Raw genomic sequence first — 22,656 nt, 5'->3', positions numbered from 1 at the left:
GAACTCGTCGCTGAGCAGAAGACCAAGGAGGGAATTCCGATGGTCGATATCCCGTTTGATCAGGTCGCAGGTATACCGCCCGCCGAAGTGAGTGAGGTCGAGCTCTATCACCCGAAGAGCTGGTGGACGAGGTACGTCTTTTCGCAGGACGCCAAGGTGATCGCCGTCCAGTATTCGATCACGGCAATGTCGATCGGAATGGTGGCGCTGGTGCTGTCGTGGATGATGCGCCTGCAACTGGGATTTCCCGGTACATTCTCCTTTATCGATGCCAATGAGTACCTTCAGTTCATCACCATGCACGGCATGATCATGGTGATCTACCTGCTCACCGCCTTGTTCCTTGGCGGCTTCGGCAACTACCTCATCCCGCTGATGGTCGGCGCGCGGGATATGGTCTTCCCCTACGTGAACATGCTGAGCTACTGGGTCTACCTGCTCGCCGTGCTGGTGCTGGCCGCGACGTTCTTCGTGCCGGGCGGGCCGACCGGCGCCGGCTGGACGCTCTATCCGCCGCAGGCGATTCTCTCCGGCACCCCCGGGCAGGACTGGGGCATCGTTCTCATGCTGGCCTCGCTGATCCTGTTCATCATCGGCTTCACGATGGGCGGGCTCAATTACGTCGTGACGGTGCTGCAGGCGCGTACGCGCGGCATGACGTTGATGCGCATGCCTCTGACGGTGTGGGGCATCTTCACGGCCACCGTGATGGCGCTGTTGGCCTTCCCGGCGCTGTTCGTCGCCTCAGTGATGCTGTTGCTGGACCGCCTGCTGGGAACCAGCTTCTTCATGCCGACGCTGGTCGAGATGGGCCAGCTGACGAAGTATGGCGGCGGCAGCCCGATCCTGTTCCAGCATCTGTTCTGGTTCTTCGGCCACCCCGAAGTCTACATCGTCGCCTTGCCGGCCTTCGGCATCATTTCCGATCTGATCAGCGTCCACGCGCGAAAAAACATCTTCGGCTATCGCATGATGGTTTGGGCGATCGTGGCCATCGGTGCGCTCAGCTTCGTCGTGTGGGCGCACCACATGTATGTGAGCGGCATGAACCCGTATTTCGGGTTCTTCTTCGCCACCACGACGCTCATCATCGCGGTCCCCACCGCCATCAAGGTCTACAACTGGGTGCTGACCTTGTGGCGCGGCGACATCCATCTCACGACGCCGATGCTGTTCGCCCTCGCGTTCATCATCACATTCGTCAATGGCGGTCTCACCGGGCTGTTTCTCGGCAACGTGGTCGTGGACGTTCCGCTGTCCGACACGATGTTCGTCGTCGCGCACTTCCACATGGTGATGGGTATCGCGCCGATCATGGCCGTGTTTGGCGGAATCTATCACTGGTATCCCAAAATCACCGGACGCATGCTCAACGAGGCGCTTGGGCGATTCCATTTCTGGGTGACGTTCATCGGGGCCTATGCCGTGTTCTTCCCGATGCACTATCTCGGCCTGCTCGGGATGCCCCGCCGCTATCACGACATCGGCGAGACAACCTTCGTCCCGGCATCCGCCCATGACCTCAATGCGTTCATGAGCGTGGCGGCGCTGATCGTCGGCTTCGCCCAGCTTGTCTTCCTGTTCAATATGATCTGGAGCCTGTTCAAAGGAAAAGAGGCTGGCGGCAATCCGTGGGGAGCCGCCTCGCTGGAATGGCAGACACCGGAAACCCCGCCGGGACATGGCAACTGGGGAAAAGAACTCCCGATCGTCTATCGCTGGGCCTACGATTACAGCGTGCCCGGTGCTGCCAGGGACTTTGTGCCGCAGAATGAACCACCGGCCGGATTGGTGGCGCAGGGAGCCCACCCGTGAGCGCCATCATCCTGTTCATTGCTACAATTGCAGCGATCGCGGGATGGTGGCTCTCGCAGCAGCGGCTGGCGGCCAAGCCGTGGCTGGAGCAAGGCGTGGACGTCGATCTTCGCGGTGAGCGCGGTTCGTCGGTGCCGACGGCGAAGATCGGACTGGGCGTGTTTCTCGCGGTCGTCGGCTCGTTGTTCGCGCTCCTGATCAGCGCCTACTCCATGCGCAACAGCATGGTGGACTGGCGGGAGCTGCCCCTGCCCAGACTGTTGTGGTTCAATACCGGCGTCCTGGTCATAAGCAGTGTGGCGCTGCAATGGGCGCTGATCGCCGCGCGACGCGACGACATTGACGGCTTGATCGTCGGCCTGCTGATCGGCGGCGCGTCCGCTGTAACCTTCCTGGTTGGGCAGTTATGGGTGTGGCAGCAACTGAACGTCGCCGGGTATTTCGTGGCGTCCAATCCTGCCAATTCCTTCTTCTACCTGATCACCGCGGTGCACGGACTGCATCTGACGGGCGGACTGGTGGCGCTCGGCAGGACGACCGCAAAGGTGTGGCGCGGCGCGCCGATGATGCAGGTGCGCCTGAGCGTCGAGCTGTGCGCGATCTATTGGCATTTCCTGTTGTTGGTCTGGCTGGTCTTGCTCGGTCTGCTGACGGGCTGGACCGACAATATCGTCGACATCTGTCGCCAGTTGCTCAGCTAGCGAGGGCAGGAAGCGATGACGGAAACCACACTGGCAACCCCCAACGCGCCGCCCGGAACGCTACCCGGATGGCGCGGCATCGCCGCCGACTGGGCCTCGGACCAGCGTGCCTTCAAGCACGTGTCCTGGGGCAAGGCCATGATGTGGATCTTCCTCTTGAGCGACACGTTCATCTTCAGCTGCTTCCTGCTGTCGTACATGACCGCGCGGATGTCGACGACCGTGCCGTGGCCGAACCCGAGCGAAGTCTTCGCCCTCAATATCGCGGGCCAGCACATCCCGCTGATCCTGATCGCCATCATGACCTTCATCCTGATCTCGAGCAGCGGGACGATGGCGATGGCGGTCAATTTCGGTTATCGCCGCGATCGCGTCAAAACGGCGGCCTTGATGCTGGCCACCGCAGCGTTCGGCGCAACCTTCGTCGGAATGCAGGCCTTCGAATGGACCAAGCTGATCATGGAGGGCGTGCGGCCATGGGGCAACCCGTGGGGCGCGGCGCAGTTTGGTTCATGCTTCTTCATGATAACCGGCTTCCACGGCACGCACGTGACGATCGGCGTGATCTTCCTGATCGCGATTGCGCGAAAGGTCTGGCGGGGCGATTTCGACGTCGAGCGGCGTGGCTTCTTCACGAGCCGGAAGGGGCATTACGAGATCGTCGAGATCATGGGCCTGTACTGGCACTTCGTCGATCTCGTGTGGGTGTTCATCTTTGCCTTCTTCTATCTCTGGTGAGGTAAGCGCATGACAAACGCAGCGGTACATGTGGAAGGGCAGGCAACGCAACATGCGCTCCACACTTATGTGCATGACGCAGTCGCATCGGGAGCCACGCACGCCGAGGGCCAGCAGCACCCGATCAAGCTCTATCTCGTGGTCTGGGGATGGTTGTTCGTGCTCAGCACCTGCTCATACCTTGTCGACTTCTTTGGCATCCATGGCCATCTCCGTTGGTCATTGATCCTGCTGTTCATGGTGCTGAAGGCCGGCCTGATCGTTGCTGTGTTCATGCACATGGCCTGGGAGCGGTTGGCGTTGGCCTACGCCATCCTGTTGCCGCCGGTGCTGGTGCTGGTTTTTGTAGCGATCATGGTGTTCGAATCCGACTATACGCATCTGCTTCGGGTCATGTTTTTCGCGTCAGCGAGCTAGAAGCAGGACGGTTGTGCTGCGAACAAGGCCTTCAACCGATGGCCTTTTGAGTATCGAACTGACGAGGAATCAATCTCGTGCAAATCAATCGTTCAATTCTTCGCCGGAGCTATGCCAACATCGGAGACTACGTCGCACTGACGAAACCGCGCGTCATGTCGCTGGTCGTCTTTACCGCCCTGGTCGGTCTCATGGTCGCACCAGGCGGCATCGATCCCGTCACCGGCGTCGCTGCTCTGGTTTGCATTGCTGCCGGAGCCGGCGCCGCGGCTGCGCTCAATATGTGGTACGACGCCGACATCGATGCGGTGATGGCGCGTACCGCCATCCGTCCAATTCCTAGCGGCCGCGTATCGCGCTCGGAAGCATTGGTTTTCGGATTGATGCTCGGCGCGTGCGCCGTCCTGGCCCTCGGCACTTTGCTGAACATGGCCGCTGCTGCACTGCTTGCTTTCACAATTTTCTTCTACGTCGTCGTCTACACGATGTGGCTCAAGCGCCGAACACCGCAAAACATCGTCATTGGCGGTGCCGCCGGTGCGCTCCCTCCGGTGATCGGCTGGGTTGCGGTCACCGGAAATGTTGGGCTCGAGCCGCTCATCCTGTTCCTGATCATCTTCCTTTGGACGCCACCGCACTTCTGGGCACTTTCGCTTAATCTTTCCGGAGAATATGCCCGCGCCGGTGTGCCGATGTTGCCGGTCGTGGCCGGCAAGACCGAAACAAAGCGCCAGATTCTTCTCTATAGCGTGCTTCTGGTTCTGATCTCACTGCTGCCTTGTGCACTGGGGTTCGCGGGAGCCATCTATGGCGCGGCCGCGGCGGTGCTGGGAGCGATCATGATTGTTCTCGCATGGCAGGTACGTCGGAGCCACGACAAGGAATGGCGGCCAGCTCGTCGCTTGTTCGTGTTTTCGATGCTCTATCTGGTCCTTCTTTTTGGGGTGCTGCTGATGAATGCTGCACCCTACGCTCAGTCCCGCTGACTGGACGGATTCGAATCGACGGCCGCAGGGCTTACTTCGTGCCGGGGACGTCCGGATACGCCGCCGGGCGAGGCCAAGCTGGCGGAATCGTGAATTTGCAGGTTGCATTGATCCATGCGACAAGCAGGTATGTATGTGAGGCGGCTCGCCAATCTCTGGATTCTGCTGCTCGTCGTGGCCGGGCTGTTGCTCGCGCCCGTGGCGCCGGCGTTTGCCAGGATGATGCCGGATGCATCGGCCACCGCCATGCAGGCGATGTCCAGCCACGCGGCCATGTCGGACCAAGCCATGCACGGCATGGCCAAGTTCGATCAGGCCATGTCGGGGCAGGCGATGGCCGGCGACATGCCGTGCTGCCCGGACCAGACCAAGAGCAAGGGCTGCGACGACTGTCCGTTCCTTGCGCTCTGCATGCTGAGCGTCTCGCTGCCGCTTCCTGCCGGTGCCGCATCGCTGATCGCACGCGAGCCGTCGCGAGGCGGATTCGCCGCGCGCGACGACCGCCTGCTTGACGGCCTCGGCGCCAAACCTCCGGATCATCCGCCTCGAACCCACGTCTGACGGGCGCGCAAGCGCCTGATCGCTGACGCGTGCGCCTGATGGCGCGCGTGTCGTCGCATGCCGCTCACGCGGTGCATCAGACGTATCGAGGATCTTAACCATGAAGACTTTCCACCTCGCGCGCGCCGCTGTGGCCGCGCTGATCGGCGTTGCCCTGGCCGGCGCGCCCGCTCACGCCGAGATCAAGAACTACGAATTCCAGCTCACCCAGCCGACGGTCAAGGCCGGGGACGATCGCATCGTCACGGTGCGGCTGGTCGACAAGACCACCGGTAAGGCCGTTCCCGACGCGGTGATCTTCTCGACCCGGCTCGACATGGCGCCCGACGGCATGCAGGAGATGGCCACCAAGGTGACGCCGATGCCGGGCACCGAGCCCGGCACCTACCGGTTCAAGGCGACCTTCGGTATGGCCGGCCGCTGGCAATTATCGCTCGGCGCCAAGGTGCAGGGCGAGACCGGCTCGGTCGAGAACAAGCTCGTCGTCACGGCCGAGCAATGAGCCGCCTCGCGTGGGCCCTCACTTGGGCCGGCGCTGCCGCTGCGATCGCCGCAGCGGCAGGCGCCGCATGGACCGGTCACGGCCTGCCGCCGCGGCCTATGACCGCCATCGTCTCCGCCGCGCAGGCTGCGGAGAGCGCTGCGCCGATCTATTACCGCGATCCCGACGGCAAGCCGTTCTACTCGGTGACGCCGAAGAAGACGGCGGACGGGCGCGACTATCTGCCGGTTTTTCCGGATGCCGATGCGCAATCCGGCGCGCCCGAGCGGCCGGCGGACATCAAGGCCACGGCCGCGAAGAGCGAGCGCAAGATCAAATATTATCGCAACCCGATGGGGCTTCCCGACACCTCGCCGGCGCCGAAGAAGGATTCCATGGGGATGGACTATATCCCCGTCTATGACGGCGACGACAGCGACGATGGCTCGATCACGCTGTCGCCCGGCAAGATCCAGCGCACCGGCGTCAAGTCCGAAGCGGCGGAGATGCGCCGCATCCGCACGCTGGTTCGTGCCCCCGGCACGATCCAGCTCGACGAACGGCGTGTCTCCGTGATCGCGATGCGCGCCGAGAGCTATGTGCAGAAGGTCGCCGACGTCACGACCGGCAGCCGGGTGACCAAGGGACAGAAGCTGATGGAGATCTACAGCCCGGCGGTGTCCTCGGCCGCCGCCGAATATGTTGCGACCATCGGCTCGAAAGCGGCTGCGGGGATCGATCCATACGGGCGGGGCTCGCGGCAGCGGGTGATGAACCTCGACGTGCCCGAGGCCGTGATCGCGGAGATGGAGCAGAGCCGCACGGTCCCGATCGCAATTCCATGGTCGTCGCCGCGCGACGGCATCGTGCTGCAACGCGCCGCGATCGAGGGCATGCGCGCCCAGCCCGGCGACGTGCTGTTCCGGATCGCCGACGTCTCAATGGTGTGGGCGCTGGTCGATGTCGCCGAGCGCGATCTCGGCAACATCGTAGTCGGCCAGAAGGTCACGGTGCGCACGCGCAGCTATCCCGGTCGCGCGTTCGCCGGCCAGATCGCCATGATCTACCCGCAGGTCAACAAGGAGACGCGCACCGCACGGGTGCGGATCGAATTGCAAAACGCCGATCTCGCGCTGCTGCCGGACATGTATGTCGACGCCGAGATCGATACCGGCAGCCCGGCGCCGGTGCTCACGGTGGCTGACAACTCCATCCTCGATACCGGAAGCCGCCAGACGGTGCTGCTCGACCGGGGCAACGGACGGTTCGAGCCGCGTGAGGTCAAGCTCGGGCGGCGCGGCGACGGTTATGTCGAAATTCGTGACGGGATCGCCGAGGGCGATGCGGTCGTCACGTCAGCGACATTCCTGATCGATGCCGAAAGCAATCTGAAGGCGGCGATCAAGGGCTTTGGCGGGGCCGGCGCTGCGCAGGCGGCGGGCGAGGGCGAGATGACGGGAGGCAAGCCATGATTGCCCGTCTCATCGCCTGGTCGGCGCGCAATCTGCTGCTGGTGCTGTTCGGCACCGGCTTTGCGGCGGCCGCGGGTCTCTACGCGCTGCTCCATCTGCCGCTCGATGCGATCCCCGATCTCTCCGACACCCAGGTCATCGTCTACACCGAATATCCCGGCCAGGCGCCGCAGGTGATCGAGGATCAGGTCACCTATCCCCTGACCACGGCGATGCTGACGGTGCCGAAGTCGAAGGTCGTGCGCGGCTTCTCGTTCTTCGGCGTGTCGTTCGTCTATGTCATCTTCGAGGACGGCACCGACATCTACTGGGCGCGCTCGCGCGTGCTCGAATTCCTCAACGGCGCGGCGTCGCGGCTGCCGGCGGGCGTATCGCCGACCATCGGTCCTGACGCGACCGGCGTCGGCTGGGTCTACCAGTACGCCGTGATGTCGAAAGAGCTGAACCTGGCCGACACCCGCACGATCCAGGACTGGAACCTGAAGTTCGCCCTTGCCAGGGCCGAGGGCGTGGCCGAGGTCGCGAGCGTCGGCGGCTTCGTCAAGCAGTACAATGTGATCCTCGATCCGCAGCGGATGCGCGACCGCGGCATCACTATGCAGCGGATGCGCGACGCGATCCGCGCCAGCAATGCCGATGTCGGCGGCCGCACCGTCGAGCTCTCCGAGTTCGAATATGTCATCCGCGGCAAGGGCTATCTGAAGGACATCAACGATCTCGGCAACATCGTGCTGAAGACCGACAACGGCACGCCGGTGCTGCTGCGCGACGTCGCCCGCGTCGAGCTCGGCCCCGACGAGCGGCGCGGCATCGCCGAGCTGAACGGCGAGGGCGAGGTGGCCAGCGGCATCGTGCTGCAGCGTTTCGGCGTCAACGCGCTCGACGTGATCGAAAACGTCAAGAAGCGATTCAAGGAGATCGCGACCAGCCTGCCGAAATCGGTCGAGATCGTGCCGGTCTATGACCGCTCCAACCTGATCTATGCCGCGATCGAGACGCTGAAGCGCACGCTGATCGAGGAGAGCGTCGTGGTCGCGCTGGTCTGCTTCGTGTTCCTGCTGCATGTCCGCAGCGCACTGGTCGCGATCCTGATGCTGCCGGTCGGCGTCCTGATGGCGTTCGGCGCGATGAAGCTGCTCGGGATCGGCTCCAACATCATGAGTCTCGGCGGCATCGCGATCGCGATCGGCGCTATGATCGACGCGGCGATCGTGATGATCGAGAACGCGCACAAGCACCTCGAGCGCGCCGAGCCCGGCCGGTCGCGGGTCGCGATCCTGATCGAGGCGGCAGCAGAAGTGGGACCGGCGCTGTTCTTCAGCCTGCTGATCATCACCGTGTCCTTCATGCCGATCTTCACGCTGGAATCGCAGGAGGGGCGGCTGTTCTCGCCGCTCGCCTTCACCAAGACGTTTGCGATGGCGGCGGCGGCGCTATTGTCGGTCACATTGGTGCCGGCGCTGATGGTGATCTTCGTCCGCGGCAGGATCGTCCCCGAGCACAAGAACCCGATCAACCGCTTCCTGATCTGGATCTACCGTCCCGTGATCAACGGCGTGTTGCGGGCCAAGACGCTGGTGATCGTGCTGGCGCTTGCAGCACTCGCCGTCACAGTCTGGCCGGCGCGGCAGCTCGGCACCGAGTTCATGCCCGACCTCAACGAGGGTACGCTGCTCTATATGCCGACCACGCTGCCGGGCATCTCGGTGACCAAGGCGGCCGAACTGATGCAGACCCAGGACCGCATCATCCGCAGCTTTCCGGAAGTCGCCTCGGTCTACGGCAAGGCCGGCCGCGCCGCGACCGCGACCGATCCGGCGCCGTCGGAGATGTTCGAGACCATCGTCAACCTCAAGCCGAAGCAACAATGGCGCAAGGGCGTCACGCTCGACGGCCTGATCGCCGAGATGGACAAGGCGCTGCAATTCCCCGGCGTCTCCAACGCCTGGACGATGCCGATCAAGGCGCGGATCGACATGCTTTCGACCGGGATCCGGACGCCGGTCGGCGTCAAGGTGATCGGTCCCGATCTCGCCGTGATCGACAAGCTCGCCCGCCAGGTCGAGCAGATCGTGAAGGGTGTGCCCGGCACCTCGTCGGCCTATGCCGAGCGCGGCCTCGGCGGCTATTACCTCGAGATCACGCCGAACCGCGAGGCGTTGTCGCGCTACGGCATCGCCGTGCAGGACGTCCAGGACACGATCGCGACCGCGCTCGGCGGGCAAAGCGTGACCACGACGGTCGAGGGACGCCAGCGCTTCACCGTCAACATGCGCTATCCGCGCGACCTGCGCGACAATCCCGGTGCGATCGCGGGCGACATCCTGGTGGCGATGCCGGCGGGCGGGGCGGTGCCGCTCGGCGAGGTCGCCGATATCAAGCCGGCGCGCGGGCCGACCACGATCCGGACCGAGAATGGGCAACTCGCGACCTACATCTATGTCGATATCCGCGATCGCGATCTCGGCAGCTATGTGGCGGACGCGCAGCGCGCGGTGCAGGCCGCTGTGCAGTTTCCGCCCGGGGCCTATGTGATCTGGAGCGGTCAGTACGAATATCTCGAACGCGCCACGGCGCGGCTCAAGATCGTGGTGCCGGTGACGCTTTCGATCATCTTCCTCTTGCTCTACCTCAACTTCCGCTCGGTGGCGGAGACCCTGATCGTGATGCTGTCGCTGCCGTTCGCGCTGGTCGGCGGGCTCTGGCTGATGTGGGCGCTCGGCTTCAACCTGTCGGTTGCGGTCGCGGTCGGCTTCATCGCGCTCGCCGGCGTCGCTGCTGAGACCGGCGTGGTGATGCTGATCTACCTCAACCACGCGCTGGCCGAGATCACGGCGCGGCGCGCTGCCGAGGGACGCACGATCGATCGTGACGACCTGCACCGCGCGATCATCGAAGGCGCGGTCGAGCGTGTCCGGCCGAAGATGATGACGGTGGTCGCGATCATGGCCGGGCTGTTGCCGATCATGTGGAGCACCGGCACCGGCTCTGAGATCATGCAGCGCATCGCGGTTCCGATGATCGGCGGCATGATCTCGTCGACCTTGCTGACGCTGATCGTGATTCCCGCGATCTTCGCCATGGTGAAGGGCTTTCGACTGCCGCCGGCCGGCGACAGCGGCGAGCTGCAGCCGGAAGCCGCTGTCGAGACTACGCAGACACGCGCGCGCACGCTCAAGCACATCGCCTAGACGAGCCGAACTGCGAGGCAGGACTGCCGACATGACCAGTGACGAAATCGAGCTCAAGACGCTGATGCTGGCGAGCCAGCGTGGCGATGCGGCCAGCCACGGCGCGCTGCTGGCGAAGCTCGTGCCGCGTCTTCGCGGCTACTACAAGCGCAGGCTGATGGGAGCCGGGCGCAGCGCGGAAGAGGCGGAGGATCTGGTCCAGGAGACACTGCTGACGATTCATCTCAAGCGCCACACCTACGATCCCGAGGCCCTGTTCACGCCCTGGCTACACGCGGTCGCGCGCTACAAGCTGATCGACTACCTCCGCGCCAACAAGATGTCGCGGATGAATGTTCCGATCGACAACCGTGAGGATCTGATGGCGGCTGACGATCAGACCTCGACAGAGAGCACGCACGACATGGCGAAGCTGCTCGGCCGGCTACCGCGAAAGACGCGCCAGGCGATCGAGGCGGTCAAGCTGGAGGGAAACAGCGTCGCGGAGACCGCGGCACGCTATGGCATGTCGGAATCCAACGTGAAGATCAGCATCCACCGCGGCCTGCAGGCGCTGGCGTCCTTCATTCGCGGGGACCGCGACGCCTGAAGGCGGCCCTTCAATTTCCTGCGTGGCTTGATGCCGCGTTGCGGCCGAAATCCACCATCCTCACCTCGGCGTGATCGTGTAACCGGCCGACGAAAGGCTCCGTACTCCCTTACAGAAGCGCGCATGGAGCGCCCTTCACATGACAACGGAGCAGACAATGTCAACGAAGTTTACCAAATCCATTCTCGCGATCTCAGTTCTGACATCGCTGGTGGCGATGTCCGCGGCGGCGAATGCCGGAGCGATGACCTCTGCCACACGCGCTCACCGCGCGACCACGGCACAACATGCGCCGCGTGACGCCTACGCCGCGATTGGCTGGGCGGCCGAGCCCGCCGCCGGACGTGCCGTGGAAGTCAATTCGTGGCGCTATTCCGGCGGCCCGAAATCGTCCGTTCCGCCGTCCCGCGGTTTCTAGTGCGGGGCCCTGGCCGATCGGCACGGGCGTCGGACGACCAATCTCGACCGCAACCTGCTGCGCTGACCGAAAGAGGCGCTGGAAAGCGCCCCTTGTGATAGAGACGGGGACTTGACCTTGACGAAGGGAGCGTTCGTCAGACGGCCGGTGCTGGCGGAGAGCAGGTGATGAAGACCGACGATCTTGTTGTGGCGCTGAGCGCAGGAGTTGGCCCCGTCGATTTCAGGGCGGTCGGCCGCCGTATCGCGATGGCCGTCGCTGCCGGCGCGGCCATCTCCGTGGCGGCCATCCTGATCGGATTTGGGCCGCGCACGGGTCTGTCCAGCGTCGGCGCGTGTGCACTGCTGGGTGTGAAGATCGCCTTTGCCGCAGCCATCGCCGGCGTGGCGGCAATGTACCTGATCAGGCTGTCGCGCCCCGGCGGCGGGTCGAAGCCGGGCGCGCTGCTCGTCATCCTGCCGTTCCTGCTGATCGTTGTGCTGGCCGTCGTCAGCCTCGGCGCGGCGCCTGCCTCGCACTGGAATCGGATGGTCGCAGGTGACGCGTGGTTGGAGTGCCTGGTGTCGATCCCGGTGATTGCGGTCGTGCCGTTTGCACTGGCGATGTGGGCGGTGCGACAAGCGGCGCCGACCGATCTGCGCCGGGCGGGTGCATTCGCCGGCCTGCTCGCCGGCGGCATCAGCGCATTGGCTTATGCGCTTCACTGCACCGACGATTCGTTGCCTTTTGTCGCGGTCTGGTACGGTGGAACGATCTTGTTCTGCACGATCGCGGGCGCGGCGCTGGGGCCCCGACTGTTGCGGTGGTGAGTAACGCGCGGATTGGCCCTGTTTCGCGCGGACTGGGTTGAATCGGTGGCATCGGCGGTCCTATCCTGCTCTCCGAAAGGAAGATCAATGAGCGATTGCTGCGAGCAGAAAACCTCCGAGTGCTGTGCGCCACCGCCGCTGACGCTGCCGATGAAGGCTGGCGTGCGAGCAGAGGACCGCAATCGCGCGGCGGATGCGTGCGGCTGCTCGGGCGGCGTGCCGGTCTTTGACGGCCTCAACCCGCGCTACAAGCGCATTCTCTGGACCGTCATCGGCATCAATGGCGCGATGTTCCTGACCGAGATGGTCGCGGGTCAATTGGCCGGCTCGCAGGCGCTCAAGGCCGATGCGCTCGACTTCCTCGCCGATACGGTCACCTACGGCCTGAGCCTTGCGGTGATCGGCGCGAGCCTGCGCGTGCGTGCCTCCGCGGCGCTGCTGAAGGGCGCCTCGCTGAGCCTGATGGCGTTGTGGGTGTTCGGCTCGACCGTCTACCAGACGTTCGTGCTCGGCGTGCCGAAAGCCGAGGTGATGGGCGCAATCGGTGCGTTGGCACTCGCCGCCAATCTTGGGTCGGTTCTGCTGCTGCTGCCGTACAAGGACGGCGACGCCAATGTCCGCTCGGTCTGGCTCTGTTCGCGCAACGACGCCATTGGAAACCTCATCGTGATGGTGGCCGCCCTGGGCGTTTGGGGAACGGCCACGCCATGGCCCGATCTCGCGGTCGCCGCCGTGATGGCTGCAATATTCCTGACCTCGTCGGTGCAGATCCTGCGGCAGGCCTGGGCAGAGTATTGCGAGGGGGCGTTGCGCGGCGCGACGGCGGCGCGTGGTTGATCGAGCCGCCTGTGCTCCCTGCCATTGGCCGTGGCAGGGTACAGAATTCGCCTCGCATTTACCTTAAATGAGGGCGCCGGGGGAACGTCCGTGGCAGCCGCGCGTTGCTGTGCATCATTCGTGTGCAGAAGGCTCCCTCCATGACAGTCAACGCGGCAATACTGATGGCAGCCTTGGTGCTATCGGGAACCGTGTTGGCACAGAGCTCCGGCCCTTCGACCGGCGCGGCGGGGGCCGGGCAGGCGGCCAATTTGACCACCATCGGCCAGGCGCTGAACAGTAACACGAAGACGGGTGACAGCGGGCCGCCGATCGAGAGGGCGCCGCATCCCGCGAAGCCGGATGCTGCCGCGGCCGGCAACACGGTGGGTGCCAACCGCCCGCCGAAGCCCGACCGGCGCCTCGAGCATTATCCGTAGCCTGGGGCGACCGCAGCGGCCGCAGACTGGGCCTCAACATTATCTCCGTCGTCATGGCCGGGCTCGTCCCGGCCATCCACGTCTCTGGTTGCCGAAGCAAAGACGTGGATGCCCGGCCCAAGGCCGGGCATGACGAGTCTTAGGAGAGGGGGCTGCAATCTTGGGGATCTTTACGTTTCCGAGCGCGATCCAGCGCACCCCAGTCATGATACCGTCATGCCACGTCGGTTAGCGAAGGCGTTTGGTTGAAACGCGGCGGGTGGGAATGGCGAAGGCGGACCGGGCACGGTTCCTGGGAATGGATCGAGACATCGCCGGCGTCCTGCTCGTGCTGGCCATTGCGCAAGTGTTCGGGTGGGGGACCCTCGGCCTGCCGGCCATAGTCGGCTACCGGATTGCTGCCGACCTTGAGATCGCACTTCCCACGGTGTTTGCGGGCACATCGACCTTTTACGTCACCATGGGCCTGTGCGGCCCGCTGCTGGCGGAGCCGTTCCGGCGCTTTGGCGCGCGGCGCGTCATGATGACCGGCAGCGTGATCGCCGCGCTCGGTTTCATAGCACTGGCCTGCGCGCGCGAGCCGGTGCTGTATTTCATCGCCTGGACGGTCCTCGGCGCTGCCGGCAGCGCGGCACTGAGCACGGCCGCCTACATCATGCTGAACGAGGTGGCCGGGCGGAACGCGAAAGGCGCGATCGGCGCGCTGATGCTGGTCACCGGGCTTTCCAGCAGCATCTTCTGGCCGACGACAGCGTTTCTCGCGGAGGCCCTGGGCTGGCGCGGGACCTGTCTGGCCTATGCCGCCGCGATGGCTCTCGTCTGCCTGCCGCTCTACAGCTTCGGGCTGCCGCGCCGGGCGGTCGGCGAGGCGGCATCCGCATCGCCATCGGACCGGTCGGGTGCGCCGCCGCCGGCCGGCAGGAGCACGTTTTTTCTGGTGGTCGCGGCGATCGGGCTCAACGCCTTCGTCAGTTTCGGCTTCAGCGCGGTGCTGGTCGAGCTTCTGAAGGCGCAGGGGCTGCCGGCGGCCCAGGCGGTCGCGTTCGGCTCGACGCTCGGCGTCGTGCAGGTGTCGGCGCGCGCGATCGACTTTCTCGGCAGCGGTCGCTGGGACGGCATCACGACCGGGCTCGTCGCCGGCACGCTGCTGCCGGTCGCGATGCTGATCCTGATCGTCGGCCATGGCACCTATTGGGCGATCGCGGGCTTCATCCTGATCTATGGCCTCGGCAGCGGCGCGCTCGCGGTCGCGCGCGCGACGATCCCGCTGGTGTTCTACGACAAGAGCGAATTCGCCAAGGCGACCTCGCATATCGCGCTGCCGCTGAACCTGATCTCGGCGGCGTCGCCGCCGCTGCTCGCCTGGCTGCTGACGCGGTCCGGCAGCAATGCCGTGCTGGAGCTCGCGCTCGCCTGCTCGATCGGAGCACTTGTGATGCTCGCCATTCTCGGCCGCCGCCGGCGCGAGGTCGGGATCGCCGCCGCTTCGTGACAGATCGCAGGATGGTGATCCTTCGTCGCGGGCACGCTTCTTGCTTGACATTGGTTGTGATGCGGCAGCGCGCACGCTCACGACATGACCCAGGGCATTCACATGACCCAGCAGGTGATCGGCTTTGTCGGCTTCGGCGAGGCGGCGCAGTGCTTCGCGAGGCATCTCGCAGCCAAGGGGCGCGTGAAGGGTGGTTCCGCGCCGCTGGTGTTTTGCGACGGCAAGACCAACCGTCCGCCATATTCGGAAGCATTCCGGACCATGGCGTCCAATTGCGGGGTCGAGCTGGTCGACAGTCTGCCCGCGCTGATGGCGCGCGCCGACATCGTCTTCTCCGCGGTCGTGGTCGCGACCGCCGTGCCGGCCGGGCAAGCCATCGCCAGCCTGGTTCGGCCTGACATGCTGGTGGTCGACGTCAACGCCTCCACGCCCAAGGCCAAGCGGCTGGTGGGCGATGCCGTCGCGGCGAACGGCGGTGCCTTCGTCGATGCCAATTTGATGGGCGCAGTCAGCATCTACGGCGCGGCGGTGCCGCTGTACTGTTCGGGCGATGGTGCCGCGCGCTTCGCCGAATTGTTTGCGCCGCTCGGTTTCACCATCGAGCAGGCCGGCCCCGAGGCGGGCACGGCGGCCGCGGTGAAGATGCTGCGCAGCGTGGTGACCAAGGGCATGGAGGCGCTGATCGTCGAGGCGCTGACGGCAGCCTCGCTCGCGGGGGTGCGCAGCGAAGCGTTGCGCGGCATTTGCGAGCCGATGGATGCGACGCGCTACAGCAAGTTCGTCGACATGTGCGTGCGCACCGACGTGCTGCATGCCGAGCGCCGCGCGGTCGAGATGGACGGCATCGCGGAGGGGCTGCGGGAGATCGGCCTGCAACCGATCATGACAGAAGCCACCGCTGCGCGGCTCTGGACATCGGCGAGGCTCGGCCTGCGCGATGATTTCGCGGCACGCCAAGCCTACAGCGCCGACGACGTGCTCGATGCCTATGCCGCAAGGGCGGCCGATCTGCCGCGTCCGTAGGTCGTAGCCGTAGCCGGTAGGATGGGTTTCGCTTCGCTCTATCTATCCTACAGAGCAGCAAAAAGCCGGCGCGGTCCTCGTGACGGCGCCGGCTTGATGTCAGGACGATCGGCCGCTCAGTAAACCAGGCCGGTGCCGGGCGGCTTTTCCAGCGCGGCGGCGAGCGAGCGATATTCGTCGCTGTTGGTGCCGGCGAGTTGGGCGATGCGGTTCAGATGATATTGCGCCTGATCGCGGTTGCCCTGTTCGACCTGCCAGAGGCCGTAATACTGCCAGGTGCGCACATGCGCCGGATCGGCCTTGAGCGCGCGCTCGTACCAGACCTGCGAGACCTTGTAGTCGCCGAGCTTGCGATAGGAGTAGCCGATCAGATTGGCGACGTCGGCACGGTCGTCCTGGCCGAGCGCCTTCAGCTGCTCGATCGCGGCGGTATAGTCGTGCTGGTCGTAGATCGTGGTATAGGCGGCGCGGTAGCCGGCGAGGAACTTCTGATCGTCGATCGCGGAGCTCTTGTCCTTCTTGGCCTTCTTGCCCTTGCTGGCGCTGCTGTCGGAGGCCGGCGGTGAGGGATTGTCACTGCCTGCGGCGTAGGCCGAGATGACTGGCCCGGCGGCGAGTGTCATCGATAGCACTGCGAGGCCCAAAAACTTCCAACGAAACTGCGGCGTCTTGCTCATTCCTGGTTGCTCCTGATCGTTCCTGATCGTGCTCGGTAATCCTACACCGAAGCCTGCTGACTTGAACACCCGAGGCTACAAAACATTCCCGGCCGATCCCACGATCGCGTGTTCCCGCGATCCATCGGCGGGGGCGGGCAACATGACAAAGAAGTCATTCACATGAATGAATTCCGTCAGCGCCCTTCAGAACGGGTTCAGTGCGCGGCCCATAAGGTCACGTGCATTGATCGGTGAGGCCGACCATCCGGCCGGAGACCTCTCGATCCCGAACAGGAGGACCACCATGTTCAAGACGATTTCCGCCGCGCTGCTCGCCATCTCCGTGATCGCAGCGCCCGCGCTCGCCGCCGAAACCGGCAAGGTCGCAACGCCCGCGCCGGCGACCACGACTGCCCCGGCGACCAAGGCCGCCCCGGTGATCAAGAGCGAGCAGCTGCCGTCGAAGGTGCGCAACGCCAACGCCAAGATGGGCCACCACAAGCACTATCGCCATCACCGCCACCACAAGCACATGGGCATGCTGAAGGTGAAGTCGCCGAAGCATGCGACCAAGCACGTCTCCAAGCACGTTCTGGCGAAGGCCTCGATCAAGCACGTCGCGCCGGCCAAGCGCGGCTGATCCTGATCCGAGGGGCGCAGTCCGCTCCACATTGCCCCCACTGCGCCCTCAGGATGCAGAACCGGCCCGTCCGTCCATTGCTTCCCCAATGGCGGCGGGCCGGAGTGCGTTCGGACTTCAGAAAGACGCTCTGGGCTTTACGAGCGGTAACAACCGAGTTGCCCTTCCGCCGCCCGGCGGTCTATGAGACGCGACCGGGGACCCATGAGACAGCGACGTTTGCGGATTTCATCAAAACTGGCGGCGATCCTGCTGCTGTCGATTCCGCTCGCCGGCTGCCTCACCAGCGATGACAGCGGGGGCGGGCCGACGACCTTCACCGATGATCGCGGCGTGGCCAACCAGCCGTTTCCGGACCGGTACCGCGACCAGATCCTCGCCTTCATGCGGACCTACCTCAACAACCCGGTCGGGGTGCGCGAGGCGGCAATTGCCGATCCGGCGCAGCGCACGGTCGGGGGCAGGCTGCGCTACGTGGTGTGCCTGCGCTACAGCGCGAAGGATACCGACGGCAATTACCGGCCGGCGCGCGAGCGCGGCGTGCTGTTCGTCGACGGCCGGCTCGACCGCATCCTGGATAATTCCGCCGAGCCTTGCGCCGGCGCGTCCTACGCGCCATTTCCGGATCTGGAGAAGATGCCGCGTTGAGGCGCGGCGGCCTGTCGCAGATCTGACCGGATCGTTAGCCAACCCCGATCACTTTTCGGGGAGCGCTGAACCTCAGCTTAGGCATTTGCGACATCCATACAGCCGAAATGCGGCTGCTTAACCGATGAAAAAACCTTCTGTGCCAAGGAACAAACGGGCGTTGTTGCGACCCTGTCACAGCTCGGAAACATCACAGGTCTGGCACTGCCCCAAAGCAACCTAATTGGCGTCACGTTGTTTGGCTTAACAGCGCAGCGTAAGTCACGGGGATCAGAGATGAAGAAGTTTTTGCTCGGCACGGTCGCGCTGGCCGCTCTTGCGAGCCCGGCTTTTGCAGCCGACATCCCGGCCCGCACCTATACCAAGGCACCGCCGCCTACCGCGCCGGCGCTCATCTACAACTGGACCGGTTTCTATATCGGCGGCCATGTCGGCGGCGCGTTCACCGACGGCAACAACCTGATGGGCAGCGACGCGCGCTTCATGGGTGGCGTGCAGGGCGGCTTCGACTATCAGTTCGCCCCCAACTGGGTGATGGGCGTCGAGGCGCAGTACTCCTGGCTGCCGAGCTCGTCGAACAACGGTCTGGTGTTCCCCGCCGGAACGGTCGTGACCGGGAATACCGACCAGCTCGGTTCGGTGACCGGCCGCCTCGGCTACACCTGGGGCCCGACGCTGCTCTATGCCAAGGGCGGTTACGCCTGGCGTGACAACAACAACATCACGGCGTCGGTCGGCGGCGTGCCGGCGGCGTTCACGACCGACGGCGGCCACAAGGACGGCTACACGGTTGGCGCGGGCCTCGAATACATGTTCGCCCCGAACTGGTCGGCGAAGGCCGAGTACCAGTACTACAATTTCGGCAAGACCACCTTCACCAGCGGTCCGGCCGACATTGTCGGCACGAGCTTCCGGAACGACGAGCATACCGTCAAGGTCGGGGTCAACTACCGCTTCGGCTGGGGCGGTCCGGTGGGCTCCCGCTACTGATCGCGTCATCGTCGCATCGAGATCAAAGGCCGACCTTCGGGTCGGCCTTTTTTGTTGGCCCGACGCTTGCTTATTCAGCGGATATTCACGCCGGATCGTGCAATGCAAAAAATAATTCCTGCATTGCACGGAACTTTCATCGTGATGCGTTATTATGCGATCGCCGGGGCTGGTGGACAAACGAACATGCGTAGCTTTGCGTTAGGGCTGATCCTCTCTGCGGTCGCTGTGCCGTGCCTTGCCCAGACGATCCTCAAATCCGAACCCCTCGTCCTTGCGCCGTATGAAGTCGTGTTCGTGCAGGACGCGTCCTGCACGGCCGGCAAGGTGCTCAAGGTGACGGGGTCGATCCGGGGTCTGCATCGGCGGAAGATCTGCGTGTCGCTCGCGGCCGAACAGGCCTCGCTGGCGACCGCGACGCCGTAAGGGCGGGACGACCGCTTTTGCATCCGGCCGCGATGCGTGCCGGCCGGTCTGCTGTTTTTTAATTCAACCGCGGCTCCAGGCGCGCTTCGCGATCAGCATCGGCCTTGTTCTTGACCGGGTCCTCGTCCGGCTCCGCTTGGCAGGGCCGGATCTCATAGTTATTCTCGAGCAGCGGGCGGGGCGAGGACTGCTCCTCGCCGGAGACGGCATCCACCACCAGCCCCGATTTCCTGGCGAGCCTCCAGACATCGGCCTCGGTTGGATAGGCCTTGCTCAGCTTGGCGTCTTGATAGAACAGCGCGTATGGCATTCGTCGTTTTCCCCAATCCCCGACAACGCCAGCACCCGTCCCGGGTTTCAGGCAATATCACCGTTCCAATCACGGAACCGTGAGCGGGGTTCCGGGCCAAGCATCTGAAAATATGAGTCATTTCGGCCCTTTCGCCGGGGACCCTGAGTCCTTAACGGGTGGTAAACCCCGGAAAAAAGAATCCCCGGGACTCCACGGGTAGAATCGCCGGATGCTTTCCCCATGAGAGCGATCCTTCAGACCCCCCATGAACGCGTGCACTTCGTGCTCGCGATCGCGCTGCTCGCGGCCTGCGCCGCGAACGTGGCGCTGGTCTGGTCGTGGCTTTAGCGAAATTTGGCTCTAGCGACCTAAGCGAAAACGCCGTGGCCGCGCGACGGCTGTAACGATTGACGGCCCCTGCATTCCTTCCATCATTGTCGGCAGAACAAGCGCCCGCCGCCGCCTGCGCGGACGGGCCGCCATCGGGGAGCGAACATTGATCGAAACGCTGAAGGAACGGGTCAATTGCGACGCCGGCCTGGTGCGGCGCGGCCGCTACCTCACCACGACATTCCTGCTCGAGATCGGCGCGGCCGTCTGGCTGATTTCGATCCATGAGGGCCGGATCGTGTCGGTGACCAAAGGGCCGTTCGTGATGCCCTCGTCGTCCTTTGCGCTGCGCACCTCGGAGGCGGAGTGGGAGCGCTTCTGCGAGCGGCGGCCGCCGCCGGGCTCCAACGACCTGATGGCGCTGATCAAGCGCCGCGTGCTGAAAGCCGAGGGCGAACTGCAAATCTTCATGGCGAACCTGCGCTACTTCAAGGAGGCGCTCGGCAAGCTGCGCCGCGAGGGAGTGGCGGCATGAGCGTCAAATTCGAGCCGATCATCGGCCGCTATATGCAGCTCGAGCTGTCCGGCCGGGCGCACCGCGTCTATGTCGAGGAGGCGGGCGAGGGCACGCCGCTGCTCTGCCTGCACACCGCCGGCGCCGACGGGCGGCAATATCGCGGCCTGATGAACGATGAGCGCGTCACCCGCAACCATCGCGTCATCGCCTTCGACATGCCCTGGCACGGCAAGTCGTCGCCGCCGCAAGGCTGGCACGACGAAGAATACCAGCTCACGTCAGCGCAATACACGACGATGATCCTGGCGGTGATGGATGCGCTCGACCTCGACAGGCCGATCGTGATCGGCTGCTCGATCGGCGGCCGGATCGCGCTGCATCTCGCACTCGAGCATCCCGAACGCTTCCGCGCCATCATCGGCTTGCAGGCCGGCGCGCATGTCGATCCGTATTACGACCTGAATTTCCTGCACCGGCCGGACGTGCATGGCGGCGAGGTCGCGGCCGCCATCGTCTCGGGGCTGGTCGGGCCCGACGCGCCCGACAAGGAGAGGTGGGAAACGCTGTGGCACTACATGCAAGGCGGGCCCGGCGTGTTCAAGGGCGACCTCTATTTCTACAAGATCGACGGCGACATCCGCGCCCGCATCGCCGAGATCGACACCAAACGCTGCCCGCTGTTCCTGCTGTCAGGCGAGTACGATTATTCCTGCACGCCGGAGGAGACATTGGCGGTGGCAAGCAGCATTGCCGGCAGCGAGGCCACCATCATGAAAGGCCTTGGCCATTTTCCGATGAGCGAGAATCCGGGCGAGTTCCTGAAACATCTGCTGCCGGTGCTGGAGAAGATCGGCAGCCGCCAGAGCGCCGGTTCGCGCTGAGAAATCGCGTCAGAACAACAGCCGCGCCCCTCGACCGCGGGCGGCGCGGGTGACACACTGCGCATCCGCACGATTGGCGTGAACCGGTTGCGTAGGAGGTCCCGATGCTTCCGAAAGCTGAAGTGGCCTATTTCGCGATTGCCGACATCTCCGGCTATACGAACTTCCTCGCAGCGGTCGAACTCGACCATGCGCAGGACATCATCGCCGATTTCATGGACGCGGTGGTGAAAGCGCTGCGCCCGCCATTTCGCCTCGCCAAGTTCGAGGGCGACGCCGCGTTCGTCTACACCACCGCCGAGACAATCGACGGATCGCTGCTGCAGGACGCGATCGAGGGCGCCTATTTCAAGTTCCGCCGGCGCCTGCGCAGCGTTAGCCAGGCCTCGGCCTGCGAGTGCCGGGCCTGCGTCGCGATGGGCGATCTCGATTTCAAATTCGTCGTCCATCATGGCGAGATGGTGAAGCAGAAGATGGGCGGGCGGGAAGAGCTCGCCGGGCGCGACGTCATTCTGGTCCACCGGCTGCTCAAGAACACGGTTTGCGACAAGGTCGGCGGGTGCGCCTACGCGCTCTACAGCGACGCGGCGATCCGCGCCATGGGCGTCGATCCGGTGGCGCAAGATCTCATCGCGCATCACGAAACCATCGACATCATCGGCGATGTGACGCTGTGGGTGCGCGATCTCGAGGCGGCCTGGCAGCAGGACGACGCGCAAAGGCGGATGGAGGTGACGCGCGCCGACGCCCACGCCATGCTGGAGTTCGATATCGCCGCGCCCCGGCAGAGGGTGTGGGAATTTCTCACCGTGCCCGGGCAGTGGCAGCAATGGTGGGACGCCGACACCATTGTCGAGGAATCCGGCAAGGGACGGCGCGGGGTCGGCACCAAAAATCACTGCATGCACGGCAACCATACCGTCGTCGAAGAGTTGCTCGATTGGCACCCGGCCGACTACTTCACGGTGGGCATCACGCTTCCGGTCCCCGACGCGCCGCGGATCGTGATGACCCGCGCCGTTCTGGACGGTCCAGACGGAACGACGCATCTGGAGCTGCGGCTCGCCAAGCCGAAGCCGAAGGACAGGGCGTTCGTCGACGGCGCCCTGGCCAAATACGCCGAGCGCATGACCCGGGCGATCGCCGGCTTGCGATCGATGCTGGAAGGAAAGCAGCCTGCTTCCGATGCCATGGAAGAGCCGGCGCTGACGCGATCGAGCGGACGCTTCCTGACCGATCCGGTGAAATCGGGCGCGCCGCGCTGAAGTCCAATCGACCCCGGCGGACAAGCGCGGGGGGCAAGGCCATCAGGTGAACAGGTCGC

Annotated in this window: 25 protein-coding genes; 23 read left to right on the top strand and 2 right to left on the bottom strand. The window is 64.6% G+C overall.

What is annotated here, in order from left to right; translation table 11 throughout:
• Positions 1–39 precede the first annotated feature (39 nt).
• The 16 genes from ctaD to WDM24_RS25950 all read left to right on the top strand — a co-directional run bounded on the left by ctaD (position 40) and on the right by WDM24_RS25950 (position 15,949).
• Positions 40–1,815: a cytochrome c oxidase subunit I gene (ctaD, locus tag WDM24_RS26025; protein ID WP_166297623.1), complete on the top strand. Its 1,776-nt coding sequence runs from the start codon at positions 40–42 to the stop codon at positions 1,813–1,815.
• Positions 1,812–2,516 (top strand): cytochrome c oxidase subunit 3, encoded by a 705-nt coding sequence (locus WDM24_RS26020; RefSeq protein WP_166297621.1) that lies wholly within the window; start codon positions 1,812–1,814, stop codon positions 2,514–2,516. The genes ctaD and WDM24_RS26020 overlap by 4 nt, the downstream gene beginning before the upstream one ends.
• Before the next feature lie 15 nt (positions 2,517–2,531).
• Positions 2,532–3,254: a heme-copper oxidase subunit III family protein gene (locus tag WDM24_RS26015; protein WP_166297619.1), complete on the top strand. Its 723-nt coding sequence runs from the start codon at positions 2,532–2,534 to the stop codon at positions 3,252–3,254.
• Between the two features lie 9 nt (positions 3,255–3,263).
• Positions 3,264–3,671 carry a cytochrome C oxidase subunit IV family protein gene (locus WDM24_RS26010; protein WP_029080150.1) on the top strand — a complete coding sequence of 136 codons (408 nt, stop codon included), beginning with the start codon at positions 3,264–3,266 and terminating at the stop codon, positions 3,669–3,671.
• A 77-nt stretch (positions 3,672–3,748) separates the two neighbouring features.
• The gene (locus WDM24_RS26005; RefSeq protein ID WP_338690224.1) at positions 3,749–4,657 is read left to right on the top strand and encodes a heme o synthase; all 909 of its coding nucleotides are present in this window, start codon (positions 3,749–3,751) and stop codon (positions 4,655–4,657) included.
• Positions 4,658–4,771: 114 nt separating this feature from the next.
• Positions 4,772–5,218, top strand: a complete 447-nt coding sequence (locus WDM24_RS26000; RefSeq protein ID WP_338827674.1) for a hypothetical protein — start codon at positions 4,772–4,774, stop codon at positions 5,216–5,218.
• Between the two features lie 100 nt (positions 5,219–5,318).
• Positions 5,319–5,720: a FixH family protein gene (locus WDM24_RS25995; RefSeq protein ID WP_338690220.1), complete on the top strand. Its 402-nt coding sequence runs from the start codon at positions 5,319–5,321 to the stop codon at positions 5,718–5,720.
• On the top strand, positions 5,717–7,171 hold the full coding sequence (locus tag WDM24_RS25990; protein WP_338827672.1) for an efflux RND transporter periplasmic adaptor subunit: 1,455 nt from the start codon (positions 5,717–5,719) through the stop codon (positions 7,169–7,171). Before WDM24_RS25995 ends, WDM24_RS25990 begins: the two co-directional genes overlap by 4 nt.
• Positions 7,168–10,362, top strand: coding sequence for an efflux RND transporter permease subunit (locus tag WDM24_RS25985; protein WP_338827670.1), 3,195 nt, complete (start codon positions 7,168–7,170; stop codon positions 10,360–10,362). The genes WDM24_RS25990 and WDM24_RS25985 overlap by 4 nt, the downstream gene beginning before the upstream one ends.
• Positions 10,363–10,393: 31 nt before the next feature.
• A complete protein-coding gene (locus WDM24_RS25980) occupies positions 10,394–10,951 on the top strand; it encodes a sigma-70 family RNA polymerase sigma factor (protein WP_338827668.1) in 558 nt (185 codons plus the stop codon).
• A gap of 157 nt (positions 10,952–11,108) precedes the next feature.
• The gene (locus WDM24_RS25975) at positions 11,109–11,369 is read left to right on the top strand and encodes a hypothetical protein (RefSeq protein ID WP_338827666.1); all 261 of its coding nucleotides are present in this window, start codon (positions 11,109–11,111) and stop codon (positions 11,367–11,369) included.
• Between the two features lie 167 nt (positions 11,370–11,536).
• Complete coding sequence (locus WDM24_RS25970; RefSeq protein WP_166297607.1) at positions 11,537–12,178, top strand: DUF1109 domain-containing protein; 642 nt, start codon at positions 11,537–11,539, stop codon at positions 12,176–12,178.
• 87 nt (positions 12,179–12,265) lie between these two features.
• Entirely contained in the window at positions 12,266–13,015 is a 750-nt protein-coding gene (locus WDM24_RS25965; RefSeq protein WP_166307025.1) for a cation transporter, read from the top strand.
• Positions 13,016–13,155: 140 nt separating this feature from the next.
• Positions 13,156–13,434: a hypothetical protein gene (locus tag WDM24_RS25960; protein WP_166297605.1), complete on the top strand. Its 279-nt coding sequence runs from the start codon at positions 13,156–13,158 to the stop codon at positions 13,432–13,434.
• Positions 13,435–13,732: 298 nt separating this feature from the next.
• On the top strand, positions 13,733–14,926 hold the full coding sequence (locus WDM24_RS25955) for an MFS transporter (protein WP_338827663.1): 1,194 nt from the start codon (positions 13,733–13,735) through the stop codon (positions 14,924–14,926).
• Positions 14,927–15,010: 84 nt separating this feature from the next.
• A complete protein-coding gene (locus WDM24_RS25950; protein WP_338827661.1) occupies positions 15,011–15,949 on the top strand; it encodes an NAD(P)-dependent oxidoreductase in 939 nt (312 codons plus the stop codon).
• A gap of 116 nt (positions 15,950–16,065) precedes the next feature.
• Here WDM24_RS25950 and WDM24_RS25945 read toward each other — a convergent pair whose 3' ends face one another.
• A complete protein-coding gene (locus tag WDM24_RS25945; protein WP_338827659.1) occupies positions 16,066–16,626 on the bottom strand; it encodes a hypothetical protein in 561 nt (186 codons plus the stop codon).
• Positions 16,627–16,912: 286 nt separating this feature from the next.
• Here WDM24_RS25945 and WDM24_RS25940 point away from each other — a divergent pair, with 286 nt between their 5' ends.
• The 4 genes from WDM24_RS25940 to WDM24_RS25925 all read left to right on the top strand — a co-directional run bounded on the left by WDM24_RS25940 (position 16,913) and on the right by WDM24_RS25925 (position 19,312).
• On the top strand, positions 16,913–17,248 hold the full coding sequence (locus tag WDM24_RS25940) for a His-rich protein BRANT (RefSeq protein WP_338690204.1): 336 nt from the start codon (positions 16,913–16,915) through the stop codon (positions 17,246–17,248).
• A 204-nt stretch (positions 17,249–17,452) separates the two neighbouring features.
• Positions 17,453–17,896, top strand: a complete 444-nt coding sequence (locus WDM24_RS25935) for a hypothetical protein (protein WP_414645627.1) — start codon at positions 17,453–17,455, stop codon at positions 17,894–17,896.
• Positions 17,897–18,172: 276 nt separating this feature from the next.
• A complete protein-coding gene (locus WDM24_RS25930; protein WP_029080164.1) occupies positions 18,173–18,886 on the top strand; it encodes an outer membrane protein in 714 nt (237 codons plus the stop codon).
• A 186-nt stretch (positions 18,887–19,072) separates the two neighbouring features.
• Positions 19,073–19,312, top strand: a complete 240-nt coding sequence (locus tag WDM24_RS25925) for a DUF6719 family protein (protein ID WP_029080165.1) — start codon at positions 19,073–19,075, stop codon at positions 19,310–19,312.
• Between the two features lie 58 nt (positions 19,313–19,370).
• Here the strand turns inward: WDM24_RS25925 and WDM24_RS25920 are convergent, their stop codons facing one another.
• Positions 19,371–19,622: a hypothetical protein gene (locus WDM24_RS25920; protein ID WP_166297597.1), complete on the bottom strand. Its 252-nt coding sequence runs from the start codon at positions 19,620–19,622 to the stop codon at positions 19,371–19,373.
• Between the two features lie 478 nt (positions 19,623–20,100).
• Here WDM24_RS25920 and WDM24_RS25915 point away from each other — a divergent pair, with 478 nt between their 5' ends.
• The 3 genes from WDM24_RS25915 (at position 20,101) to WDM24_RS25905 (ending at position 22,597) form a co-directional block, all read left to right on the top strand.
• A complete protein-coding gene (locus WDM24_RS25915) occupies positions 20,101–20,469 on the top strand; it encodes a hypothetical protein (RefSeq protein WP_175619312.1) in 369 nt (122 codons plus the stop codon).
• Positions 20,466–21,332 carry an alpha/beta hydrolase gene (locus tag WDM24_RS25910; protein ID WP_338827654.1) on the top strand — a complete coding sequence of 289 codons (867 nt, stop codon included), beginning with the start codon at positions 20,466–20,468 and terminating at the stop codon, positions 21,330–21,332. The genes WDM24_RS25915 and WDM24_RS25910 overlap by 4 nt, the downstream gene beginning before the upstream one ends.
• A gap of 104 nt (positions 21,333–21,436) precedes the next feature.
• The gene (locus WDM24_RS25905; protein WP_338827652.1) at positions 21,437–22,597 is read left to right on the top strand and encodes a DUF2652 domain-containing protein; all 1,161 of its coding nucleotides are present in this window, start codon (positions 21,437–21,439) and stop codon (positions 22,595–22,597) included.
• Positions 22,598–22,656 lie beyond the last annotated feature (59 nt).

Source organism: Bradyrhizobium sp. 27S5, assembly GCF_037217225.1.
Taxonomy (GTDB): domain Bacteria; phylum Pseudomonadota; class Alphaproteobacteria; order Rhizobiales; family Xanthobacteraceae; genus Bradyrhizobium; species Bradyrhizobium septentrionale.
The sequence above is the reverse complement of the archived record's forward strand: the minus strand, read 5'-3'. Positions and strand labels throughout refer to the sequence as shown.